Here is a 20,471-nt window from a genome sequence, read left to right on the forward strand (position 1 = left end):
TAGTCCGGTAACTGGATGATTGAGCGATTCAGCCGCTATTTCTTAACCAATTACCCCATTTATAAAGTTACCTAGTTACCCCCATCAATCAAGTCACTATGAGTTCGGAATCAAACAAACGCTCTATCGTTGTCGGCATCTTTGTTCTGCTGGGCATTGTCATCTTTGTCGCCGGGGTGTTTGTGTTGGGCGGCCAGCAAAAACGCTTCACCAAAAGCATTCGTCTGATTGCTGTCTTTAAAGACGTATCGGGTTTGAAAGCAGGCAACAACGTTTGGTTTTCAGGCGTTAAGGTCGGCACCGTTAAGCGCGTCAGTATCTACAGCAATGCGCAGGTCGAAGTAGATATGGACGTTGAACAAAGTTCGCAGCAGTACATCCGGAAAGATGCTAACGCCACCATCAGCTCCGATGGACTGATCGGCAACAAGATTGTTGTCATTGCGGGTGGCACGAACAACCACCCGGAAGTTGAAAACGGCGACCGCTTGAAAACGCTTTCGGCGTTGAGTTCCGATCAGATTATGGCAACGCTTCAGGAGAACAACAATAACCTCCTGAAGGTAACCAACGATTTTAAGGAACTGGTTGGCAATCTCAAAAAGGGGAAAGGTACTGTGGGAGCCGTTCTGACGGATTCGATGGTGGCCAATAATTTCAAAAAGGCCATGGAAAATCTGGAAAAGGCGTCGGCCAACACTGTAAGCGTTACCGGATCAGTCTCAAAGTTTGCCTCCCGGCTGAATACCCCCGGTACGCTGGCGAATGAATTGGTTTCAGACACGGCCATCTTCCGCAAACTGAGCCGCTCCGCCAGCAAACTCGAAAGCGCAGCGACTTCGGCTGATGTATCCGTTGGTAGTCTACGGCGCACTACCGACAATTTCAACCGGGCCTCCGAGAAACTCAATAACAACAATAGCCCACTGGGCGTACTACTGACCGACCAGGAAACAGCGGCTAACCTTCGGGCCACGCTTCGCAATCTGAACAGCGGTACGGTATTGCTGAATGAGGATCTGAAAGCTGCGCAGAGTAACTTCCTGCTGCGAGGCTTTTTCAAGAAAAAAGCGAAAGCTGATGCAAAAAAACTAGCTGACAGCACAGCCGCCAAGCCCTAGGCAGCCCGTTTTGATAGTGTAGAACAGGCTGTAAGCGTATACTAGCACTCTTGCTCGTACGTTACTAAATTGCACAGACTAACTACCTTTGCCAGTGGGTGTGGACTAAAAAACGACCCTTGTTGGCAGAGGTAGTGTCTTGAAAAAGCCTTCCGGTCAAACCCTAAATTCTGAAGCCGTATGTGGATACGCTTCTTGATTTCGCTTTCTTGGCTTGTTCTGACGATTACCCTGCCACGCGTTCATGAACAGGCAAACGGGCAGACGATCTCGTTCCCAACCTACCAGCAAATCAAGCCCAGCCATTCGGAGATTATCGATCAGGTTACACCAAAAAAACTACCAGCAACACACGGTCAGGTAATTATTACCAGGGCATCATCACTGAATTTATACGATTACCCGGCAGGAACAGTCACGTATTATTTGAATGAACAGCCAACCACGGATGTCAATTATGTCAAGAAGGTTTTGGCTACTAAGAGTATCGTGATCGAAACCATCGCCATTGAGCCACCCACTGAAAGCGGTAAGCGAACGATCAGAATAAAATACGAAGCCCGTTAACAATCTGTATACTAGCAATTAATCATCATGCTATATTTGGGCCATAACTTATAGTTTTTGGCAAAGCATGAATGACAAACGTTTGCTACTGCTATTTCTCATCCTGGTATCGTCTTGCCAGAACCCACAGGAAGCCACACCAGCCAACCTAACCGCTAATCTTAAAGAAGTCGGTATCAATGCCGTTGGCCTGACATTCAGTGACGTTAGCCTGGAGGCCCACAGCAGCCAGAATACAGTTACGATACGCTGTTCTGTTTACTTTAATGATGGTCCGATAAACGTTCGCCAGTTCGGGTACTGCTTTTCGGAAACAGATAGTTTACCCCAACTCAGCAGCTCCGGCGCTCAGCAGGTAACCGCTCCATTCCCGAACCGATTTGGCAGCACCAATGCGCTCGAAGCGACGCTGACCAATCTGAAGCGCGGCCAAACTTATTTCGTTGATCCTTATGTCATTCTGGAAAACGGCGATGTCCTGTATGGTCGCTTCAATTTTGCCGACCGACTATCCCGCTTCGACCATAAAGCCATTGCCTTTCAGTTACCCCAGCGGCCTGCCCTGCAACCTGCACAGCTGGTAAACCGATCTAAAGTGCCTACGCCTGTCGTGTCGGATGGGTCAATGCCGATTCCCAACTATCATCAATTTATTACGTTGCGTGGTCGTCTTTATTCATTTTACCCCAGTGGCGAACTAACGGCTTATGACGCGCTGGCTGATCAGTGGACACCCCAGCAGAGTCTGGGACAAAGTGTATTTGCGATGTCGCCCATCGTGTTCGCGGCCAATGACAAGCTCTACGTACACGCCACTAAAAACTACTGGTATCCCACCGGCAAGGAGCCTATGATGTGGGAGTATGATCCGAAACGAAATACCTGGACCAATCTGGGGCAAAAGGCGGCCGAAAATCTGTTCAATAGTTTCTACCAGTTATCGGCTGAGAACAACGCCTACTTTGTCAACACCTTCCCATTCCAGACCCTTTCGTTCGATACGCAGCAAAATCAGACCACGGCGATCGACAAGCCGGTGCTTCGGGCAAATCGGGGTAGTACGCCCTATTATCTGGCGAGCGACGGCGATTTCTACAACGCAATTCCACTAAATGTCAATAACGGGCAAGGCACTGTGAGTGAGCAAATTGTCCGGTACGATCTGGACACGGACCACATTGAGGAAGAATCCACGTTGCAGAAAACGCTGGCTCAGCAAGGGTATACGAATTACTCGTTTCTCATGCCGGTTGGTTCAGAATTGTTCGTTGGTTTAGGGTCTGCCAATAATCTGCTGGTACAGCCGGGCAGTGTACGGGCCCGGGGAATTTTGTATCGAGACGAGCTAGTGCAATACTCGCTGTCCGATCGTCGAACCATAACCTACTATGACCTCCCCGGTCTATCAGACAATGATCAGCGGTTTGCGCTACTGCCACTCACCGTCAACAATCGACTGTATGTGTTCAACCGGACGACTGGTGCGTTGACCGAAATATTCCTTAAATAGCGAGTAGTTCCTGCCACGAAATCAAGCCGATAGCCAGCACCGCCAGCCCTAGACCAATCTTATTCGCGGTCGACAGTTTTTCCCGGAAAAAGAGAACGGCCATCAGCGCAGCGACCAGAATGACGCCGATGTTGTAGAGCGGATACACAAACGCGCCGTTGCCGCCAAACTGCGACAACGTCAGCAGCAGCGTATAGAAACTAAGGAAGTTCGGAACGCCGAGCGTAACCGCACCAACCAGACTACGCGCCTGAATAGCCTCTTTTCCCTGGATGACGCGCACTAGCAACATCAGCAAGCCCGTGACAATCGCCCCCAGCACCATTGTCAGCGTGACAACGATGGTTTTGTCCGCCGACGGGATATAGCGAATGTTCATGTAATTGATCATCGTATTGGTCGCGCCATAGAACAGAAACACGGCTACGGGCAACAACACTGTTAGCCCTACTCGGCGCGGTCCGGCGGCTGACGATGCCACTCCTCCCGCCGGAACAGGCGTTTCTATTGATAGATCGGTCGGCTCCTTTTTATACGTACTTAATCCCACGGCAACCACGGCTAGGAATAGACCCAGGTAATTCAGCGCATCGAAGGATTTGCCGCCCGTCTGAAAAACGAAGAGGCTGAAGCAGACCGGAATCACGAGCGACAGGTTGTTGGCCAGCGACGTGGCGGTAATTCCCATGCGTTGTGTCGATGCGCCAGACAGCATGAACGTCAGGATAAAGCCCACGCCCAGTCCAAAGGCCAGCCATGTCCACGTCTGCCCGAAGTCGACCGAGAACGACTGTCCAGCGGGCAACAACAGATAACCGGTTAGAAAACAAACGGGATAGTTGAAAACGATGGCCTGAAACGTATTGACGTCATAGTGGGGAAACAGCCGAAAATTCAGCAGCAACACCACCGAAAGCAGAACACTTAATACAAGAAAGAGCATAGAGCGACACGGGTCTATCAGGAGTCTGGAAGCGATTGACCAGCGCATAAAATAAGTCATCATTCGCAGGCCAAACAATACGCACGAATCAGGGTTCTAATTACTAATCTGTATATCAACGTTATAAAGGCAACAAAACCATGAAAAAGACCATTCTCCTGGCCCTCCTGATCGCAAGTGGCCTGACGCTGCAATCGTGCGGCAGTAGTGAAAAGAAAGACAGTGAAGAGCGCGCTGAACAGGCCAATGAAGCCAAAAGTACGTCGGACGATGACGACTCTGAATTCGCCGTAAAAGCAGCCAGTGGCGGTATGTTGGAAGTTGAACTAGGTCGACTGGCTCAGGAAAAAGCCCAAAATCAGCAGGTAAAAGACTTTGGCGCGATGATGGTAAAAGATCATTCGAAGGCAAACGACGAACTTAAATCACTGGCTGCCAGCAAAAATATCACCCTGCCAACAACGCTGGGGGAAGATCACCAGAAACATGTGAATGAGCTGGCGAAGCTCTCCGGCAAAGAATTCGACAAGAAATATGTAAGCCTGATGGTTGATGATCATAAGGAGGATATCGACGAATTCGAAGAGGCCAGCAAAGATGCGAAAGACCCTGATATCAAGGCACTTGCTACAAAAACGTTACCAACGCTGAAAGAGCATCTGACCAAAATCCAGGCAATCAACGATGCCTTGAAATAAGCGTAATTCGCCACTAAAAAAAGGGCACTACCAGTTGGTCGGTGCCCTTTTTTGCGTTATTTCACTTAAAATTGATCCGACTTCTCGTATGACCAAACCGCTCTATTCGTTGCTCTGCTTGTGTTTGCTTCAGGCTGTATCGTCTTTTGGTCAGGGAAAATTATCGGTTTCGGCGGCCATTACTCCCCTGTATGTTAATACGGCCTACTCGCGCTTTTATCTGTATCCCGACAGCGATGGAGCAATCGTTGAACCCATATACATGAACGGCACCGTTGGTTCGGTTGGCTACGTAGCGGGTGCCACGGCTTATTACACTTACGCCCCCGGCTGGTCAGTAGCCGCTGGCATCTGGTATCGCTATTTACCAACTCAAGTTGCCCGCTCGCCACTGGCGGGCGAAGGCACTACCAGCATCCGCAGTCGGGCCATTCGCATTCCGCTCATGCTTAATTTCCGGTCGTCGGCAAAAAAACTATCGCCCTATTACACCCTCGGCGTACTGATCGATATACCTTTTTCGTCGCGGGTGGTTGCCGTGCGGGATGATATGCCCACGCAGAAACTTCGGCTAAGTCCTGATCCCGGCCCACAATTTAGTGCCATGATCGGAGCGGGTGCTGTTTATCAGATTGACCCAACGCTTGCGCTGACCGTACAACCAACTGCTACCTATCGGTTAGGCCGCTTCGGTGGTTCTCACACGGATAAGCGCACCTACGAACTGGGCCTGCAAACTCAGTTGATCTATTCTTTCTGACCACCTGCTTACTGGATCAGGTCAATACCATTCACACTTCGGGACCGATTTCATACAACTGACCGGTGCTACTAACGAATGAACTCATCTACCCAACCATTGAACAGACTATACGTTTGGTGCTTCCTAAATCTCTTGACGGTTCAGCTCGCCAGCGCTCAATCGGCGTTAACAACCGCTAAACTGCATCGGCTGGATCAACGCATCACGCAACTAATGGATAGCGCCCATGTGCCCGGTCTGTCCATAGCGATCATTCAGAGCGGTAAAGTGGTGTACACGAAGGGATATGGACTGACAAAGGCCGACTCGACGCAGCCGGTTACCCCAGCCACCGTGTTTGAAGCGGCCTCATTAACTAAACCCGTGTTTGCGTATGCCGTTCTGCAACTGGTTGAGGAAGGCAAACTCGACCTCGACAAGCCACTGTATACGTACCTCCCCTATTCGGATGTGGCTGACGATGAACGCTATCAGCAATTGACCGCCCGCATGGTGCTCAGTCATCGGTCCGGTTTTCCGAACTGGCGTAACGATAGACAATCCCCCCACCTGTCGCTGTTATTTCCGCCCGGCAAACGATTCAGCTATTCGGGCGAAGGGTTCGTTTACCTGCAAAAAGTAGTCGAAAAAATTACGAACCAGCCTATTAATGAGCTCATGGAGGAACGGGTTCTGAAACCGCTGGGCATGACTAAAAGTGGATTCGTCTGGAAACCCTCCTTTGCAGCCAACGTGGCCCAACCACATAATGAGTCCGGGGAAACCGAACCCAAATACAAACCTCAGCAGGCAAACATGGCTTATTCGATGCACACCACCGCCAGCGATTATGCGCGATTTATTCTGGCTATTGTCAACAATAAGGGTTTGAAACCAGCTACCGTCGATCAGATGCTAAGCCCGCAAAGCCAGTTACCGAAGCGATTTGCAGACTCCACCACACTGGCACCTGACCTATTCTGGGGATTGGGTTTCGGACTAGAGCGCACACCAAAAGCGACCTACTTCTGGCACTGGGGCGACAACGGCGCGTTTAAATGCTACGTTGCGGCCAATCGTAGTCGGAAGGATGCTGTAATCTATTTTGCGAATGGATCGAATGGTCTGGACTTCGCCGACGAAATATTGACGCAGACCCTTGGTGGTTACCATCCGGCCTTCGGCTTTTTAGGCATAAACTGGCGGGAAGAAGTCCGCAAACGAACGCAAGCTAAGTAACGCGGGTGGCAACCCGCAACAGTCTATCAGGCGAGCTACTACCCTTTTTACATGTTCAACTCAGTAACAACTTATTTTCTTGCAGCCATCGCGTCCGGTAGGCGTTCATTGCGGTACGTCCCAGCTGACTAACCAACTGATAATTGGCGACAATGCCCACCGCAGCACCGATACCAGGAATCAGCTGCGCCATTTTGACCAGATCGATGTAATCGCGGTACTCCTGCTGAAACGTTAGCCAGTCGAACTGGTTGATGTCATCCGGTAACTGGCGGCTGTGTTCGGGCCAGTCGGTAATAAATTCGTAGACGGCCTGCCGACGCTCCTGACTCGAAAAGGCTAGCTGGAAAACATAAAGAATATAGACCCGTTCGCGGTAATCGCGGGACGAATAGCCGTAGAGTGCGGCAATCTCAAACAGTAATTTCATTTTCAGGCCAAGCAGCAACGGGAAATCGGCCAGCCCGAGCAACAGCCCGCCCGCTCCCGTTACCCCTCCTTCGGCCGCACTGGCTTTCCGGTAAAAGTTGATCCGGCTGACGACTTTTGCTTCCCGTTGCGGCAACGTCAGACCAGGTTCCGGCAGGCGATTCAGTAAGTCGGCACCGAATAGAACGGCCCGCGTCATCTGTTTAATGGTAGCCGTAATAACCTGGTGGATACGCCGGGGAATGATCCGATTAATCCGGCGCTGCACGGACGTAGAGAGCCTTCCCAGGGCCGATGGCGGCTTTTGCATAGCCTGTTGCCAGCGGACCAATTCGGTTCGAACAGTGTCCTGATAGGGGGTCATAGTGGGTGTTTTTGGCAAAAAGATAGTACTTTAGCGAATTAAAAAACGCCAAATCGAGTTTTAGTCGTACATTTCCTTACAAAATACCAACACCCCGCTTGTACTTATGAATAAAGTCGTTTGGCTTCTGGCCGTGCTTGTTCTCACTTATTTTGCAAGTACCGGATTCAAATCTACGCGCGTCGTTGTCGCTACATCAACTGCGGCAAAAGCTGCTCCAAAGGAAAAGCGATTTGCCAAGCTGGATGTCTATGAACAACTCAATCTGGCACAGTCTGGTTTACAGAAAAGTGTATTTGAGTATGCGATGCGGGGCTGGCAAAAAACAGACACCACCAAATCGGTCATCTCAATCGTCGATCTGAGTCAGCCATCGACAAAAAAACGGCTCTATGTCGTTGACCTTGCCAGCAAAAAACTCCTGTTCAACACCTACGTTTCGCACGGTCGTAACTCCGGTGATCTGGTTCCCAATCAGTTCTCCAATACCAATTCGTCGTTTCAGAGCAGCCTGGGTTTTTACCAGACGCTCAACACGTACATGGGCAAACATGGTCTGTCGCTGCAATTGAAGGGACTGGAAAAAGGCTTCAACGACAATGTGTATAACCGCAACATTGTGCTGCACGGTGCCGATTACGTATGCGAAGCGTTTATCCGTAAAACCGGTCGTCTGGGTCGTAGTCAGGGTTGCCCGGCAGTGCCATACGAGTTGTCAAAACCAATTATCGAAGCGGTGAAAGGCGGTACCTGCCTGTTCGTTTACTCGCCCGACCCGAATTATCTGAATCAGTCGACGTTCCTGACCAACGCGCTGGCCTCTTTGTAGAACTGCTCTCCGTTCGGCTCGAAGCTCATTCGGCAATCGGAAACGGTAAGTAATAATGCTTCATAACCGTACCAAACTAATCAGAACGAACTGACCACTGGTTGCGGCCATCTACGTATCTATAGTTGATTTGAGTTGATAGCCCGTATCATTCGATTGCGAACGATACGGGCGCTATTTTTTGTGGCTGGTATGGTAGCGAGCGACGTGCCCAGAACAGGTCCGATCGATGGCTAATAAATAAACTGCGGGGTAAGGCCATATAAAGTTTATGGTTTTACCCCGCAGTTGACAATCGGCTGACTGGATTACTCAGTTGCCGAGCCCATACACATCGTTGTAAAAGTGTAGTCGCCCAGCTGCGTCAACGTCCGCAATGTTGTAGGTAATGAAGACCGGAAACCGTTTAGGAATGGCCAGCGTCTGCGGCTTCTGATCGATCAGGCAGCGATTCATGAAACCAGCATCGAACGTTTGCTTACCAAGAACAAAATTGGCTAACTCAACAGGCTTCTGTACCCGCACACACCCGTGACTGCGCCAGCGGTCGTCAGAAAGCGTAAATATGTCGCGACCGTTGGTATCGTGAAGATAGATAGCCAGCGGATTTTCCAGATCGAATTTGATCAAGCCAAGCGAGTTGTCGCAACCCGATGCCTGCCGAATGCGGTACGGAAAATTCGTCTCGGACAGACTTTCCCAGTCAATCTCGTCGGGGTCCACTTCACGATCCCGGCTATCCAGCACCTGCAAATTCTGACTTGACAGAAACGACACGTTTTTCTGGATTTTGGGCAGCATTTCTTTGGTGGCAATACTTTTTGGAACATTCCAGTATGGATACGCCACAATGTCCTTGATGTAGGTTGTCATGCAAGGCGTCCGCTTGTCTTTCTTGCCCGCAACTACTTTCATCGGTAAGAACCGCTGTCCCTTCCGGTCAAAGACGTTCAACTCGCCCGCCGGAATGTTGACCACAACGAATTTGTCCGGGTCGAACCGGTTGATATAGCGATAAAAATTAAGCGTCTGTCGAATCAGCCGCAGCGAATCGGCAACGGCGGGACTGCCTTTCCCCTGGCTCCGCAACCGGCTGTAATGCTTCACCAACTGATTATAGGGTGTAAATGACAGATCGCGGGTCAGGTCGGTGGCCGAAAAAGCCGTGTCCATTTTCGCAACCCACGAAGAGTCTATCGCTTCGGGAAGACCACTAAACTCAATACGGGATGGCTTCTTTCCGTAGCGCACCTCCATCATCAACTGAGCCGCTTTTTTAGTAATCTCATCGATAGCCATTGTGCCCGTAACCGCATAACGACTCGTATCGATACCCACTGAGTCGGCGTATTGGCACACCTGATGCAGGCTTTGCTTCGCCTGAGCAAGTGACTGGGCCGCTTGTTGCTGATCCTGTTTTGCTACCTGCTTTTTTTGCTGCCACGTTACTAGTTCGCGGCCAACGAAGAACAAAACTATTAATCCGGCCAATACGGCCACGCCAATCCAAATTTTCCGATTTTCCATTTTTCGTTGAGTGTAGTATCATTTTAAACACAGAACCTCCCGTTTAGGTTATTAGCGCCCGAATCTATTTCACCTTAAATACAAAACATACGCAACAGGATTGTCCGTTGAGCGACGAATTTGGCTATTAATCCTTTTCGGCTGAGCTAGCTGACCTGTGCGCCTACGTCTGGTTTGCACGAAACAAAAACTCCGCCAATCCTGCTATAGAATTGGCGGAGCCTGATAAAACTCGTTTTTATAGTCTATTTGCCAGCTGCTGGCATCAACACTGTATCAATTGAATGGACAATCCCGTTGGTTGCTTCAACATCGGCCGCATTGACCGTAGCCGTATTACCTGCTCCGTCAGTAATCGTCACAGTATCGCCCTGTTTGCCAACGGTCAGCGTACCACCGGTCACGGTTTTAAGCTTTTGACCATCCTGCAACTGAGCGGATGTCAGCTTGCCTTTGACGACATGATAGGCCAGCAGTTTGGTAAGTTTTGCCTTTGACGCTGGTTGCAGAAGCCCATCGACAGTACCGGCTGGTAATTTATTGAAAGCCTCATTGGTTGGGGCAAAAACGGTATAGGGGCCTTTGCCAGCGGCCTGCTCGGTTAACCCTGACACGCGCAAAGCCCGGAACAAAATGGTATGATCGCCCGACTTTGCCGCGCTGATTGCCAGATCTTTTCCGGTAGAAACGCCTGATTTCAGGTTGTTTCCGGGCATACCCAGGTTACTCGCTGTTGCGGGCTGAGCTGCTGTCGTCTGGTTGTTCTGATTGTCCTGAGCGTTGGTAGTTGCGTTGACGCCAATAAGTAGAGCGAATGCAATCGCCCAGCCGAAACTCGATTTCGTAGTCATATGTTGGGTATAGATGGTGAATACTAATCGACTCATTCGATCGAACAAGCCCCAATGCCACACGCATCAGTTTTTGAAAAACGCAGCAATTCGGCAAATGTTTCGTGAGCGGTAGCTTTTAGCGCAGAAAACGAAGTAACTTTTCCGGGTAAGGACTCAACCAGCAAAATGCACGTGTACTTAACCGCTTCACATTTCTTCACTATGGATAAATTTATTTTCAACAGGAAGAGCCAACTTTGCATTTCGATTGTTTCTAATCAAAAACCAATCGGACGTTAATTACTATGCAAATCTCGAACGACAAAGTCGCTGCCATCCATTATACCCTTCGTGATGATGCAGGCAACATCCTGGATTCGAGCCAGGAACGTGACCCGCTCTTTTATCTTCATGGCAAGGGTAACCTCATTCCAGGTATGGAAGAAGGGCTGGAAGGAAAAGCTAAAGGCGATAAAGCAGTTATAGATGTCGCACCCGAAAAGGGCTACGGCAAACGCAATCCCCAACTTATTCAGGAAGTGCCCATCTCCGCATTTGGCGGGCAGAAAATTGAAGTGGGCATGCAGTTCGAAACGAATCAGGGCGAACTGATCACGGTGACGAACGTAACCCCGGACACGGTAACGGTCGATGGTAACCATCCACTAGCCGACCAGAATCTGCATTTCGACGTTGAAGTTATAGACGTTCGTGATGCCACTTCTGACGAGCTGGCCCACGGACACGTTCATGGTCCCGGCGGTCATCACTAATTGCCGGTGACGGGAGAAAATCAGTATTTGGACACAAAATTGTGGGCTTCCAGCTTCCCGTAGCGGGCGAATTAATTCGCCCGCTACGGGAAGCTGGAAGCCCACAAATACAGAATTTATAAACCAGAGCTTACCCCAATTGCTCATTTATCAGCTACTTCGAAAAGACTCCCTTCGCGATCAGGTACGGAATCAGTAGCCAGAGTAGACCCTTGATCAGAAAAAAGAAGAAGCCCAGCCAACCCACGCGCTTGAGCCATAGTTTGAACCGCTCGTTCATGGCTTTAGTTTTTTGGGTAAAGATAACCACGAATGCGGTGTAGGTGCTACCCCTGCCGGGTATTGTTACGAATAGAACGCATTACGATCCAGTAAAGTCAACACCGTATCTGTGTACAAAATCTTCGTACCTTTGCGGCCATGACCCAGATTGGCGCAGATATTCGAGTTGCAGCCGCGTATCTACAAGCAGGAAATGTCGTCGGGATTCCGACAGAAACAGTATATGGGCTAGCTGGCAATGCCCTCAATCCGGACGCGGTCCTGACTATTTTCAGGGTAAAAAATCGCCCGGCCTTCGACCCTCTCATTGTCCACACGGATTCACTGGCTAAGGTAGAGCAGGTTGTTACGGACATTCCCGAGCCCGCCCGACGCCTTGCCGAACAGTTCTGGCCGGGTCCACTAACGCTTCTTTTGCCCAAACAGGATCAAATTCCGGACCTGACTACATCGGGCTTGCCGACGGTTGCCGTTCGTATTCCGAACCATCCGTTGACGCTGGCTTTGCTGCGATCACTCGATTTTCCACTGGCGGCTCCCAGCGCGAATCCATTCGGTTACATCAGCCCAACCACGGCGCAGCACGTTGCCGATCAGCTAGGCGATCAGGTTCCCTACATTCTGGATGGTGGTCCGGCTAGTGTTGGCCTTGAGTCGACGATTATTGGTTTCGAAGCCGGTAAAGCGACTGTCTTTCGGCTGGGCGGTATGGCGTTGGAAGACATCGAACGCGTCATCGGGCCGGTAAACGTTCGTACGCATTCGACCTCTAACCCCAAAGCACCCGGTATGCTGAGCAGTCATTACGCTCCGCGAAAACCGCTTATCCTCCTACAGCCGGGCGAAAGTCCCCAGCCTGATGCCAAAGCGGGTGCGCTTGTGTTCCGTGAACCCTTCGGCGGTATTCGATCCGACAATCAGCGGGTACTCTCCCCTACCGGCGATCTGAACGAAGCGGCCAAGAATCTTTTTGCGCACTTACGAGCACTGGATTCGCTGCCCGTAGACATCATTTATGCCGAACCGCTGCCCAATCAGGGGTTAGGCTGGGCCATGAACGACCGGCTAAGACGGGCTTCTGTGCAGCACTAATTTTGTGAGCCGTTTTCTAATCCAGCTCACTGCTTCTACCCTGCAACCCACCCGTGTGGACCGCTACCACTGTGGCACCAGCGGGGAAATAGCCCTGACGAGCCAGCTCATAAATACCATACAACATCTTGCCGGTATAGACCTGCTCGATCCGGATACCGGTTTTCCGCTCGAATGTTCGGATAAATTCAAGTAATGCGGGCGTTGTTTTGGCATAACCCCCAAACGAATAGCCCGTTTGCAGCCGGAAATTTTCGGGTAACGGGTCAACGAAAGGCAACTGAAACGTTGGTGCGTTCAACGCCAGAAACCCTAAAACAGTCGTAGCTGGTGTGGCCGACCGGATCAGGCCCATCACCGTTCCACCCGTTCCAACCGGGCAGCAAACGTAATCGGGCATATAACCTAACTGAGCCCTTAGTTCGGGGATAATCTCGGCGGTACCGCGCACGGCTAATTCATTCGTACCACCCTCCGGCAGCACGTAGCATGGCCCAAATCGGTTAATCAGCGCCTTGATAAACGGTGGCTCATCTTTCCGACGGTACTCCACCCGACTTACGAAATGAAGCTGCATACCACACGCTTCGCAGAATTGCAGCGTCGGGTTTCTGGGCCTATTCGCCAACTCCTCACCCCGAACGATCCCAATCGTAGTAAAGCCAAACACCTGTCCAGCGGCAGCGGTGGCATATAAGTGATTGGAGTAAGCCCCACCGAACGTCAATAAGGTTTTCAAACCCCGCTGCTGCGCGGCTAGCAAATTATACGTCAACTTGCGCCATTTATTTCCAGACACCTGCGGATGCAATAGATCATCCCGTTTCAGAAACAGCCGGATGGCAACGGGTTCGGGGAATGGATCGGCCAGTAGCTGAACTGGTGAGTTACCAGCTAATTCGGCGAGTTGCCGGGCAAGTTCGGCCATAATCCTTATTTTTGCTGTTTGGTAAATAGTCTGGCTAAAAGCCGCGCACCGGAAGGTTCCTTTGTCATCGGACAAGTCGACCTGCGGATCGCGGATTGTCAACCAGGCGCAGGTACAAATCTGAGAAAATGGTAGCGGAAACGGAAGACGAATCACCCGAAGACGACGAATTATACGAACACCACCGCATTGTGGTTGATAAAGGCCAAGGCTTACTGCGCATCGACCGGTTCCTGATGGACCGGCTGCAAAACGCCACACGCACTAAAATTCAGGCGGCTATCGATGTCGAGTCGGTACGGGTCAATGGTAACATCACCAAAGCCAGCTACAAGATCAAGCCGGATGACGTGATCACGGTTTCGCTTCCACATCCACCCCGCGACACGGACATTAAGCCGGAAAATATTCCGCTCAATATCGTTTTTGAAGACGACGAACTACTGGTTCTCAACAAACCAGCGGGCATGGTCGTACACCCCGCCCACGGCAACTGGGACGGAACGCTGGTGAACGCGCTGGTGTATCATTTCCAGAACCTGCCCACATCCCGAAACGGCGCGATCAGACCCGGCCTGGCGCACCGAATCGACAAAGACACGTCGGGCCTGATGGTGATCGCCAAAACTGAGTACGCCATGACGTACCTGGCCCGGCAGTTTTTCGAACACAACATCGAACGAACCTACAATGCCCTGGTCTGGGGACTGCCCGACCCAACCGATGGCACCATTACGGGCTACATTGGCCGAAGCATTCGAGACCGGAAAGTGCAGGTCATCTACGACGACGAATCGAAAGGTAAATGGGCCATCACGCACTACAAAACGCTGGAATCCCTTCGCTATGTCGCCCTGGTACAGTGCAATCTGGAAACAGGTCGTACCCATCAGATCCGGGCGCACATGAAGCACATTGGCCATCCGCTGTTCAACGATGCCATGTACGGGGGCGACCGCATTCTGCGGGGTACTCCGGTTGGTACCTACAAAGCCTTCGTCGATAATGCGTTCAAGCTCATACCCCGGCAAGCCTTACACGCGAAGTCGCTGGGATTTACCCATCCCCGTACCCGCCAATGGCTTCAATTCGATTCTGACCTCCCCGACGATTTTCAGGCGGCCCTCGACAAATGGCGCAAGAAAACGACGAACGACGACCAGTAGTCTGGCACTATCACTCAACGCACACCTCAACTAACCCGTCCCTCCTAACGTACTCGTTACATGATTTCAATTCGTCCCGGTACCCGCGCCGACATACCACAGGCTTTTGCTCTGGTAACTGAACTGGCCGTCTATGAATTAGCCGCCGATCAGGTCACAAGTTCCGCCGAACAGATGGCCGATGATGGTTTCGGCGCTAATCCGCTTTTTGGGCTGCTGGTGGCAGAAGACTCCGAAAGTGAAAAAATCGTAGGCATGGCCCTGTATTATTTCCGGTATTCGACCTGGAAAGGCAAGCGTCTTTACCTGGAAGACATTATCGTTACCGAAGATTTCAGGGGGTACGGCATTGGAAAGCTCCTGCTGGATGCAACCATCGAGACAGCCCGCGAAACGCATTGCACCGGCATGATGTGGCAGGTATTGGACTGGAATAAGCCCGCTATCGGCTTTTATCAGCAGTTTGGCACCCGTTTCGACGACGGGTGGACGAACTGCCACCTGGATTTTTGAGCGAGCGGCACTGGGTACGAAATGGTGTTAAATCCTCCTTTCCCTAAAATCTCCCCGCTTCGTACCCAGTGCTCTCTTGGTTCTATACCTTGCCCGATGATCAAAAACCCTATCTTTGCGATTCGAGACTAGTAACAAAGCATGACGTATAGTCAACGTAAAGCCATCAGAATCGCTGGCTGGGTATTTCTAAGTATATTTTTGTTAGGCTGTGTAGGGGCGGGTATTGCCTACTCCAAACGGGAGAGCCTACTCCAAACCGCGCTTGAGCGGGCCATTCGAAAAGCAAAACGAGACTACAAGCTCGATGTTCGGATTGGATCGGCCCGATTTACGGGCCTGAGTTCAGTGGCGTTCACCGACATTTCGGTCGTTCCCGAAGAACGGGATAGCCTGGCCCGTATTCAGCGGGTGGAAGTGGCCGTTCGCTTCTGGCCACTGCTGGCCGGGAAAGTGGGTCTGTCGGGTATGACGCTTGAAAATGGGCTGATCCAGGTCACGAAGCGCGATTCGCTGACGAATATCGATTTTCTGCTTCGTAAGGAACGTGATTCGACAAAAACCGAGAGCAGTAAACGCACCGACCTATCGAACGTAGCGGAGAATCTGATCGACAATATTCTGTCCAAAATTCCCGATGATCTGAGTATCAGCAATCTGGAATTTCGGGGTATGGACAATAAAGATACGATCAGTCTGCTTACGCAAACGGCCACGATAAAAGACGAGGACGTTACCTCTACGCTGAAGCTCAATAAAGATCAGGCGACCTGGCACGTTACGGGTACGGCTGACCCCGCCGACCGCGAATATGATCTGGCCCTCTACGCGGATAACAAGCCGTTGGAGTTGGCTTATATTCAAAAGCGATTCAAGCTGAAACTACAGGCCGACACGGTTCGGGCGCAGTTGCGCGATGTCGATCGGGCGGGTGACGAGTTCCGGCTCGAAGGGGCCGGTTCGGTGCGTAACCTTCGTATCAACCATGAAGCCATTGCCCGTACGGATGTTTTTGTGCCCAAAGCGTCGATAGACGCCAACCTGTTCGTCGGCGAGAATTACGTCGGGGTAGACAGTTCATCGGTTCTTCAACTGGGCGAGGTTAGCGCACGGCCCTTCGTTAAATACACGCTAAAACCGACCAAGGTATACGACGTGCAGTTGCATACCGATCAGTTGAACGCCCAGTCGTTATTCAACTCGTTCCCGCAAGGGCTGTTCGAATCGCTGGAAGGTATGCAGGTGACGGGCAAGCTCAAATACGATATGGCTTTCCATCTGGATATGTCGCTACCCGATTCGGTGAAATTTAATTCAGGACTTACACCGGACGGATTTCGCGTGCTGAAGATGGGGAGAACCGATTTTGCCGCGATTAATCATCCATTCGTGTACACGCCTTACGAGAAAGAAAAACCCGTTCGGCCTATTGTCGTGGGCCCCGATAATCCCAACTACACACCACTGAACCAGATTTCTCCGGACCTGCGTAACGCGTTGCTGACCTCGGAAGATTACAATTTCTTTACCCACAAAGGGTTCAACGAGAAAGCGTTCCGGGTATCGATTGCGACCAATATCAAAGAGAAATCCTTCAAACGGGGAGCCAGTACGATTTCGATGCAGTTGGTTAAGAACGCGTTTCTGAGCCGGAATAAGACCCTTTCCCGCAAAGTTGAGGAGATTCTGATCGTCTGGCTCATCGAAAATGAGCACATTGTTCCTAAAGACCGGATGTATGAAGTCTACCTGAACATTATTGAGTGGGGGCGAAACATTTACGGTATTGGTGAAGCGGCCCGGTATTATTTCGCCAAAAGCCCGGCTGAGCTGAACCTTGGTGAGAGTATTTTCCTGGCCTTCGTAGTACCAAGGCCCAAACGCGCGCTCGACTGGTTTTTACCCGACGGCACCTTGCAGACCCGTAATGTGCGTGGTTATTTCCGGCTCATTGGCAAGATCATGGCCCGGCGTGGCCTGACTACGCCCGATTCAGGAGCTTATGGTTTCTATGACGTACGGCTGCGCGAGGGCCTACGCCGTCAGATTGCCCCTGTCGATTCACTGTTCCAGACCGATAGTCTGATGACCGAGCCAACCGATGAACTGGATGGCGACCTCGAAGAAGGGAACGGGATCGGCAATTTTTTCCGTCGTTTATTTAAAGGAAACAAGAGCGACCGCGACAATAATCGCACCGACGAGCAACCCACGGTTCAGCCGGATCGCAGCGAAGCGATCCCCAGCGAACAGGCTCCTGCTGACACGGTTAAAACGCGCAAACAGCTTCGTCAGGAACGCCGGGAACGTAAACGCCGGGAAAAAGAAGAACAGCAGTTGCAGAACGGTACCGGTAATCCATAGAATGAATAACGAATGAAAGCATTTATAAGACTTCTCCTGATTGTGCTCGTCCTTGGCGGGATTGCCCTTTACTTTTTTTCGCAGTATAACCACACATCGTTGACACCCCAGACCATTGACCTGACGGTCGATTGCTCCGAGGTCGATAATGTGCTGGTCACCTCGACCGTCAATGTGGCCGTAAAAAATCTATCATCGCGATCTCATAATGATATATCCGTCAAGATCGAAGCATTTGATGGAGCAGGCAATCGGTTGAAGGAGAAATTTACTACGTTCTCGCGAACACTGTTGCCCAAAAGCATCTTCGATAAACCGGTTACGCTACCCGCCGGCACCAAACGTTGCGACTGTACGGTTGTCAGTTCACATCCGGTAGAGTAATAACATAGTCATAAAATGACCGACGCCATATGCCGTATCTCCAAGATACGGCATATGGCGTCGGTCATTTTATGGTTTATAATACTGGTTACTCCAGTAAATCCGGTCGTCGTTGGCGCGTTCGTTCCAGCGCCTGTTCGTGCCGCCACTCGTCGATTTTAGCTTCGTGGCCAGACAGCAAAATAGCGGGCACCTGATGTCCTTCGAACTCAGCCGGACGGGTATAGACGGGTGGGGCCAATAGATTATCCTGAAATGAATCGGTTAGTGCCGAGGTTTCGTCGTTCAACACGCCCGGCAGAAGCCGAATGATCGCATCGGACAACACAGCCGCAGCCAGTTCGCCCCCCGACAAGACGTAATCGCCAATGCTGACTTCTTTGGTAACAAATAACTCCCGTACGCGCTCGTCAACACCTTTGTAATGACCACACAAAATGATCAGATTCTGGCGCAGTGATAATATGTTAGTCATCTGTTGATTCAGCCGTTCGCCGTCGGGCGTCATGTAAATGATCTCGTCGTAGGCGCGTTCGTTCTGCAACGATCGGATACAGCGGGCAATCGGTTCGATCTGCATCACCATACCCGCTCCCCCACCAAACGCATAATCGTCGACACGTCGATGTTTATCAGCCGTAAAATCGCGCAGGTCGTGCACGACGACCTCGACATAACCTCCCTGTTGCGCCCGCTGCAAAATGGAATGCGCGAAAAAGCTGTCGAGTAGCCGGGGCAGACAGGTAATGATATCAATCCTCATCGGTATCGTCTGGGCTACGGTCAGTCTGATCGTCTGGTTTTTCTTTAGCGTCGTCTTCCATGTAAATCGCCAGCAGACCGTCTGGTAAGGCAACATTCAGTTTCTTATTTGCCCGATCCACGGTTCTGACAATATCGCTGTTGATGGGAATCAGCACTTCTTTTTCCTGGTAATCCATCGCGATCAAATCCTGCGCGTTCATAGCATACACCCCCCGAACGATACCCAATGGCCCTTCCGTCGCATCAACAATCTGAAAACCAACGATTTCGTGGAAATAAAACCGGGTTTCGTCCGTGATCGGCTCCAGCTCATCGAGTGGCAGAAAGGCTCCGCAGTTAATAAGCCGTTCGGCCTGCTCCATGGAATCGATATCCTCAAACGCAACGATTGCCCGGCTACCTTTCACGATAGCAATCGACTCAATAAAATAAGGAATCAACTCGCCCTTCACTTCCAGTAATACCGATTCCAGATCGGCGTACTCGGCGGCATTGTCAACGTCTAAATACAGCACCAATTCACCGCTGACACCGTGCGTCTTGGTTATATGGCCTACTTGGTAGCAATCGTCCTTTGTCATATGAAATGAAATCGGTCGGTGTACCGAATGAGAGCCGTTCGAGCTGAGGCTGTTCGGTAAGACACCGACTATTTTGGTTATAAAAAGAGCCTGTCCAGATACGAACAGGCTCTTTATCAACAAATTTTTTCGAAAAACTATTCCGCAGCAGGAGCCTCCTCCGCTGTTGGAGTCGCTTCTTGGGCAGCCGCTTCGGTAGCTGGTGTTTCGTCGGCAGCCGCTTCTGCGGGTGCTTCGGCAACAGGCTCAGCGACGGGCTCTTCAACTTTGTTTTTCTTAGCGATCGCTTCGGCACGCGCTTCGTTTACTTTACGCTCAGCTTCCAGACGCTCGGCGCGAACCTGCTCTTTGGTTTGAGTTTTAGTATCGGCAGCTCCTGCTTTACGGCTCTCTTTGTCATCTTTCCAGGTTGAGTATTTATCATCAGCCTGATCCTGCGTGATAGCGCCTTTGTTAACGCCCACTTGCAGGTGCTTGCGGTACATGATGCCTTCGTGTGACAATACCGAACGAGCGGTATCCGTCGGCTGAGCACCAACCATAAGCCAATACACAGCCCGATCCGACTTCAAAACGACCGTCGAAGGGTCAGTGTTGGGATTATATGAACCGATTTTTTCGATGAATCGGCCATCACGGGGCGATGTTGATTCGGCCACGACGATGTCATATATCGCCATTCTCTTGCGTCCACGACGCGATAAACGGATTTTAACAGCCATTTGTGCTTGTTGGTTTTTGATGGAGGACGCGTCCCCCGCGTAAAACGTGGCCGCAAAGGTACAAAAAAGCTTTCAGAAAAGTGCATGATTTTTACTTTT

At 50.9% G+C, this 20,471-nt stretch carries 22 protein-coding genes; 13 read left to right on the forward strand and 9 right to left on the reverse strand.

The window, feature by feature from the left end; genetic code table 11:
• The first annotated feature begins 98 nt into the window (after positions 1-98).
• The 3 genes from GK091_RS15040 (at position 99) to GK091_RS15050 (ending at position 3,198) form a co-directional block, all read left to right on the forward strand.
• Entirely contained in the window at positions 99-1,121 is a 1,023-nt protein-coding gene (locus tag GK091_RS15040; protein WP_164039797.1) for an MlaD family protein, read from the forward strand.
• A gap of 180 nt (positions 1,122-1,301) precedes the next feature.
• On the forward strand, positions 1,302-1,688 hold the full coding sequence (locus tag GK091_RS15045) for a hypothetical protein (protein WP_164039799.1): 387 nt from the start codon (positions 1,302-1,304) through the stop codon (positions 1,686-1,688).
• A 67-nt stretch (positions 1,689-1,755) separates the two neighbouring features.
• Positions 1,756-3,198, forward strand: a complete 1,443-nt coding sequence (locus GK091_RS15050) for a Kelch repeat-containing protein (RefSeq protein WP_164039804.1) — start codon at positions 1,756-1,758, stop codon at positions 3,196-3,198.
• Here GK091_RS15050 and GK091_RS15055 read toward each other — a convergent pair.
• Positions 3,191-4,141 (reverse strand): EamA/RhaT family transporter, encoded by a 951-nt coding sequence (locus GK091_RS15055; RefSeq protein ID WP_164039807.1) that lies wholly within the window; start codon positions 4,139-4,141, stop codon positions 3,191-3,193. The genes GK091_RS15050 and GK091_RS15055 overlap by 8 nt on opposite strands.
• 140 nt (positions 4,142-4,281) lie before the next feature.
• Here GK091_RS15055 and GK091_RS15060 point away from each other — a divergent pair, with 140 nt between their 5' ends.
• The 3 genes from GK091_RS15060 (at position 4,282) to GK091_RS15070 (ending at position 6,820) form a co-directional block, all read left to right on the forward strand.
• Positions 4,282-4,839 (forward strand): DUF4142 domain-containing protein, encoded by a 558-nt coding sequence (locus GK091_RS15060; protein ID WP_164039810.1) that lies wholly within the window; start codon positions 4,282-4,284, stop codon positions 4,837-4,839.
• A gap of 88 nt (positions 4,840-4,927) precedes the next feature.
• Complete coding sequence (locus tag GK091_RS15065) at positions 4,928-5,599, forward strand: PorT family protein (RefSeq protein WP_164039813.1); 672 nt, start codon at positions 4,928-4,930, stop codon at positions 5,597-5,599.
• A gap of 78 nt (positions 5,600-5,677) precedes the next feature.
• Positions 5,678-6,820: a serine hydrolase domain-containing protein gene (locus GK091_RS15070; RefSeq protein ID WP_164039815.1), complete on the forward strand. Its 1,143-nt coding sequence runs from the start codon at positions 5,678-5,680 to the stop codon at positions 6,818-6,820.
• Between the two features lie 55 nt (positions 6,821-6,875).
• Here the strand turns inward: GK091_RS15070 and GK091_RS15075 are convergent, their stop codons facing one another.
• A complete protein-coding gene (locus GK091_RS15075) occupies positions 6,876-7,613 on the reverse strand; it encodes an EcsC family protein (RefSeq protein ID WP_164039816.1) in 738 nt (245 codons plus the stop codon).
• A 106-nt stretch (positions 7,614-7,719) separates the two neighbouring features.
• Between GK091_RS15075 and GK091_RS15080 the strand changes: the two genes are divergently transcribed.
• A complete protein-coding gene (locus GK091_RS15080) occupies positions 7,720-8,442 on the forward strand; it encodes a murein L,D-transpeptidase catalytic domain family protein (RefSeq protein WP_164039818.1) in 723 nt (240 codons plus the stop codon).
• A gap of 312 nt (positions 8,443-8,754) precedes the next feature.
• On the opposite strand, the gene GK091_RS15085 is transcribed toward GK091_RS15080, so the two are convergent.
• Together GK091_RS15085 and GK091_RS15090 are read right to left on the reverse strand one after the other, a co-directional pair.
• Entirely contained in the window at positions 8,755-9,969 is a 1,215-nt protein-coding gene (locus GK091_RS15085) for a L,D-transpeptidase family protein (protein WP_164039820.1), read from the reverse strand.
• A 245-nt stretch (positions 9,970-10,214) separates the two neighbouring features.
• On the reverse strand, positions 10,215-10,820 hold the full coding sequence (locus GK091_RS15090) for a fasciclin domain-containing protein (protein WP_164039823.1): 606 nt from the start codon (positions 10,818-10,820) through the stop codon (positions 10,215-10,217).
• Positions 10,821-11,107: 287 nt separating this feature from the next.
• Between GK091_RS15090 and GK091_RS15095 the strand changes: the two genes are divergently transcribed.
• Positions 11,108-11,575: an FKBP-type peptidyl-prolyl cis-trans isomerase gene (locus GK091_RS15095; protein WP_164039826.1), complete on the forward strand. Its 468-nt coding sequence runs from the start codon at positions 11,108-11,110 to the stop codon at positions 11,573-11,575.
• Between the two features lie 154 nt (positions 11,576-11,729).
• Here the strand turns inward: GK091_RS15095 and GK091_RS29835 are convergent, their stop codons facing one another.
• Positions 11,730-11,855: a hypothetical protein gene (locus tag GK091_RS29835; protein WP_262889189.1), complete on the reverse strand. Its 126-nt coding sequence runs from the start codon at positions 11,853-11,855 to the stop codon at positions 11,730-11,732.
• A gap of 140 nt (positions 11,856-11,995) precedes the next feature.
• Between GK091_RS29835 and GK091_RS15100 the strand changes: the two genes are divergently transcribed.
• Positions 11,996-12,949, forward strand: a complete 954-nt coding sequence (locus GK091_RS15100; RefSeq protein ID WP_164039828.1) for an L-threonylcarbamoyladenylate synthase — start codon at positions 11,996-11,998, stop codon at positions 12,947-12,949.
• Between the two features lie 16 nt (positions 12,950-12,965).
• Here the strand turns inward: GK091_RS15100 and GK091_RS15105 are convergent, their stop codons facing one another.
• Positions 12,966-13,877 carry a 1-aminocyclopropane-1-carboxylate deaminase/D-cysteine desulfhydrase gene (locus GK091_RS15105; RefSeq protein WP_164040824.1) on the reverse strand — a complete coding sequence of 304 codons (912 nt, stop codon included), beginning with the start codon at positions 13,875-13,877 and terminating at the stop codon, positions 12,966-12,968.
• Between the two features lie 128 nt (positions 13,878-14,005).
• Here GK091_RS15105 and GK091_RS15110 point away from each other — a divergent pair, with 128 nt between their 5' ends.
• The 4 genes from GK091_RS15110 (at position 14,006) to GK091_RS15125 (ending at position 18,304) form a co-directional block, all read left to right on the forward strand.
• Positions 14,006-15,043, forward strand: coding sequence for an RluA family pseudouridine synthase (locus GK091_RS15110; RefSeq protein WP_164039830.1), 1,038 nt, complete (start codon positions 14,006-14,008; stop codon positions 15,041-15,043).
• Between the two features lie 60 nt (positions 15,044-15,103).
• Positions 15,104-15,556, forward strand: a complete 453-nt coding sequence (locus GK091_RS15115; protein WP_164039832.1) for a GNAT family N-acetyltransferase — start codon at positions 15,104-15,106, stop codon at positions 15,554-15,556.
• Positions 15,557-15,697: 141 nt separating this feature from the next.
• Complete coding sequence (locus tag GK091_RS15120; protein ID WP_164039835.1) at positions 15,698-17,920, forward strand: transglycosylase domain-containing protein; 2,223 nt, start codon at positions 15,698-15,700, stop codon at positions 17,918-17,920.
• Positions 17,921-17,932: 12 nt separating this feature from the next.
• Positions 17,933-18,304, forward strand: coding sequence for a hypothetical protein (locus GK091_RS15125; protein ID WP_164039838.1), 372 nt, complete (start codon positions 17,933-17,935; stop codon positions 18,302-18,304).
• 88 nt (positions 18,305-18,392) lie between these two features.
• Here GK091_RS15125 and trmD read toward each other — a convergent pair whose 3' ends face one another.
• The 3 genes from trmD to GK091_RS15140 form a co-directional block, all read right to left on the reverse strand.
• On the reverse strand, positions 18,393-19,067 hold the full coding sequence (trmD, locus tag GK091_RS15130) for a tRNA (guanosine(37)-N1)-methyltransferase TrmD (protein ID WP_164039840.1): 675 nt from the start codon (positions 19,065-19,067) through the stop codon (positions 18,393-18,395).
• A complete protein-coding gene (rimM, locus tag GK091_RS15135; RefSeq protein WP_164039842.1) occupies positions 19,057-19,650 on the reverse strand; it encodes a ribosome maturation factor RimM in 594 nt (197 codons plus the stop codon). Before rimM ends, trmD begins: the two co-directional genes overlap by 11 nt.
• Positions 19,651-19,787: 137 nt before the next feature.
• The gene (locus GK091_RS15140) at positions 19,788-20,372 is read right to left on the reverse strand and encodes a 30S ribosomal protein S16 (RefSeq protein ID WP_164039844.1); all 585 of its coding nucleotides are present in this window, start codon (positions 20,370-20,372) and stop codon (positions 19,788-19,790) included.
• Positions 20,373-20,471 lie beyond the last annotated feature (99 nt).

This window comes from Spirosoma agri, from assembly GCF_010747415.1.
Taxonomy (GTDB): Bacteria; Bacteroidota; Bacteroidia; order Cytophagales; family Spirosomataceae; genus Spirosoma; species Spirosoma agri.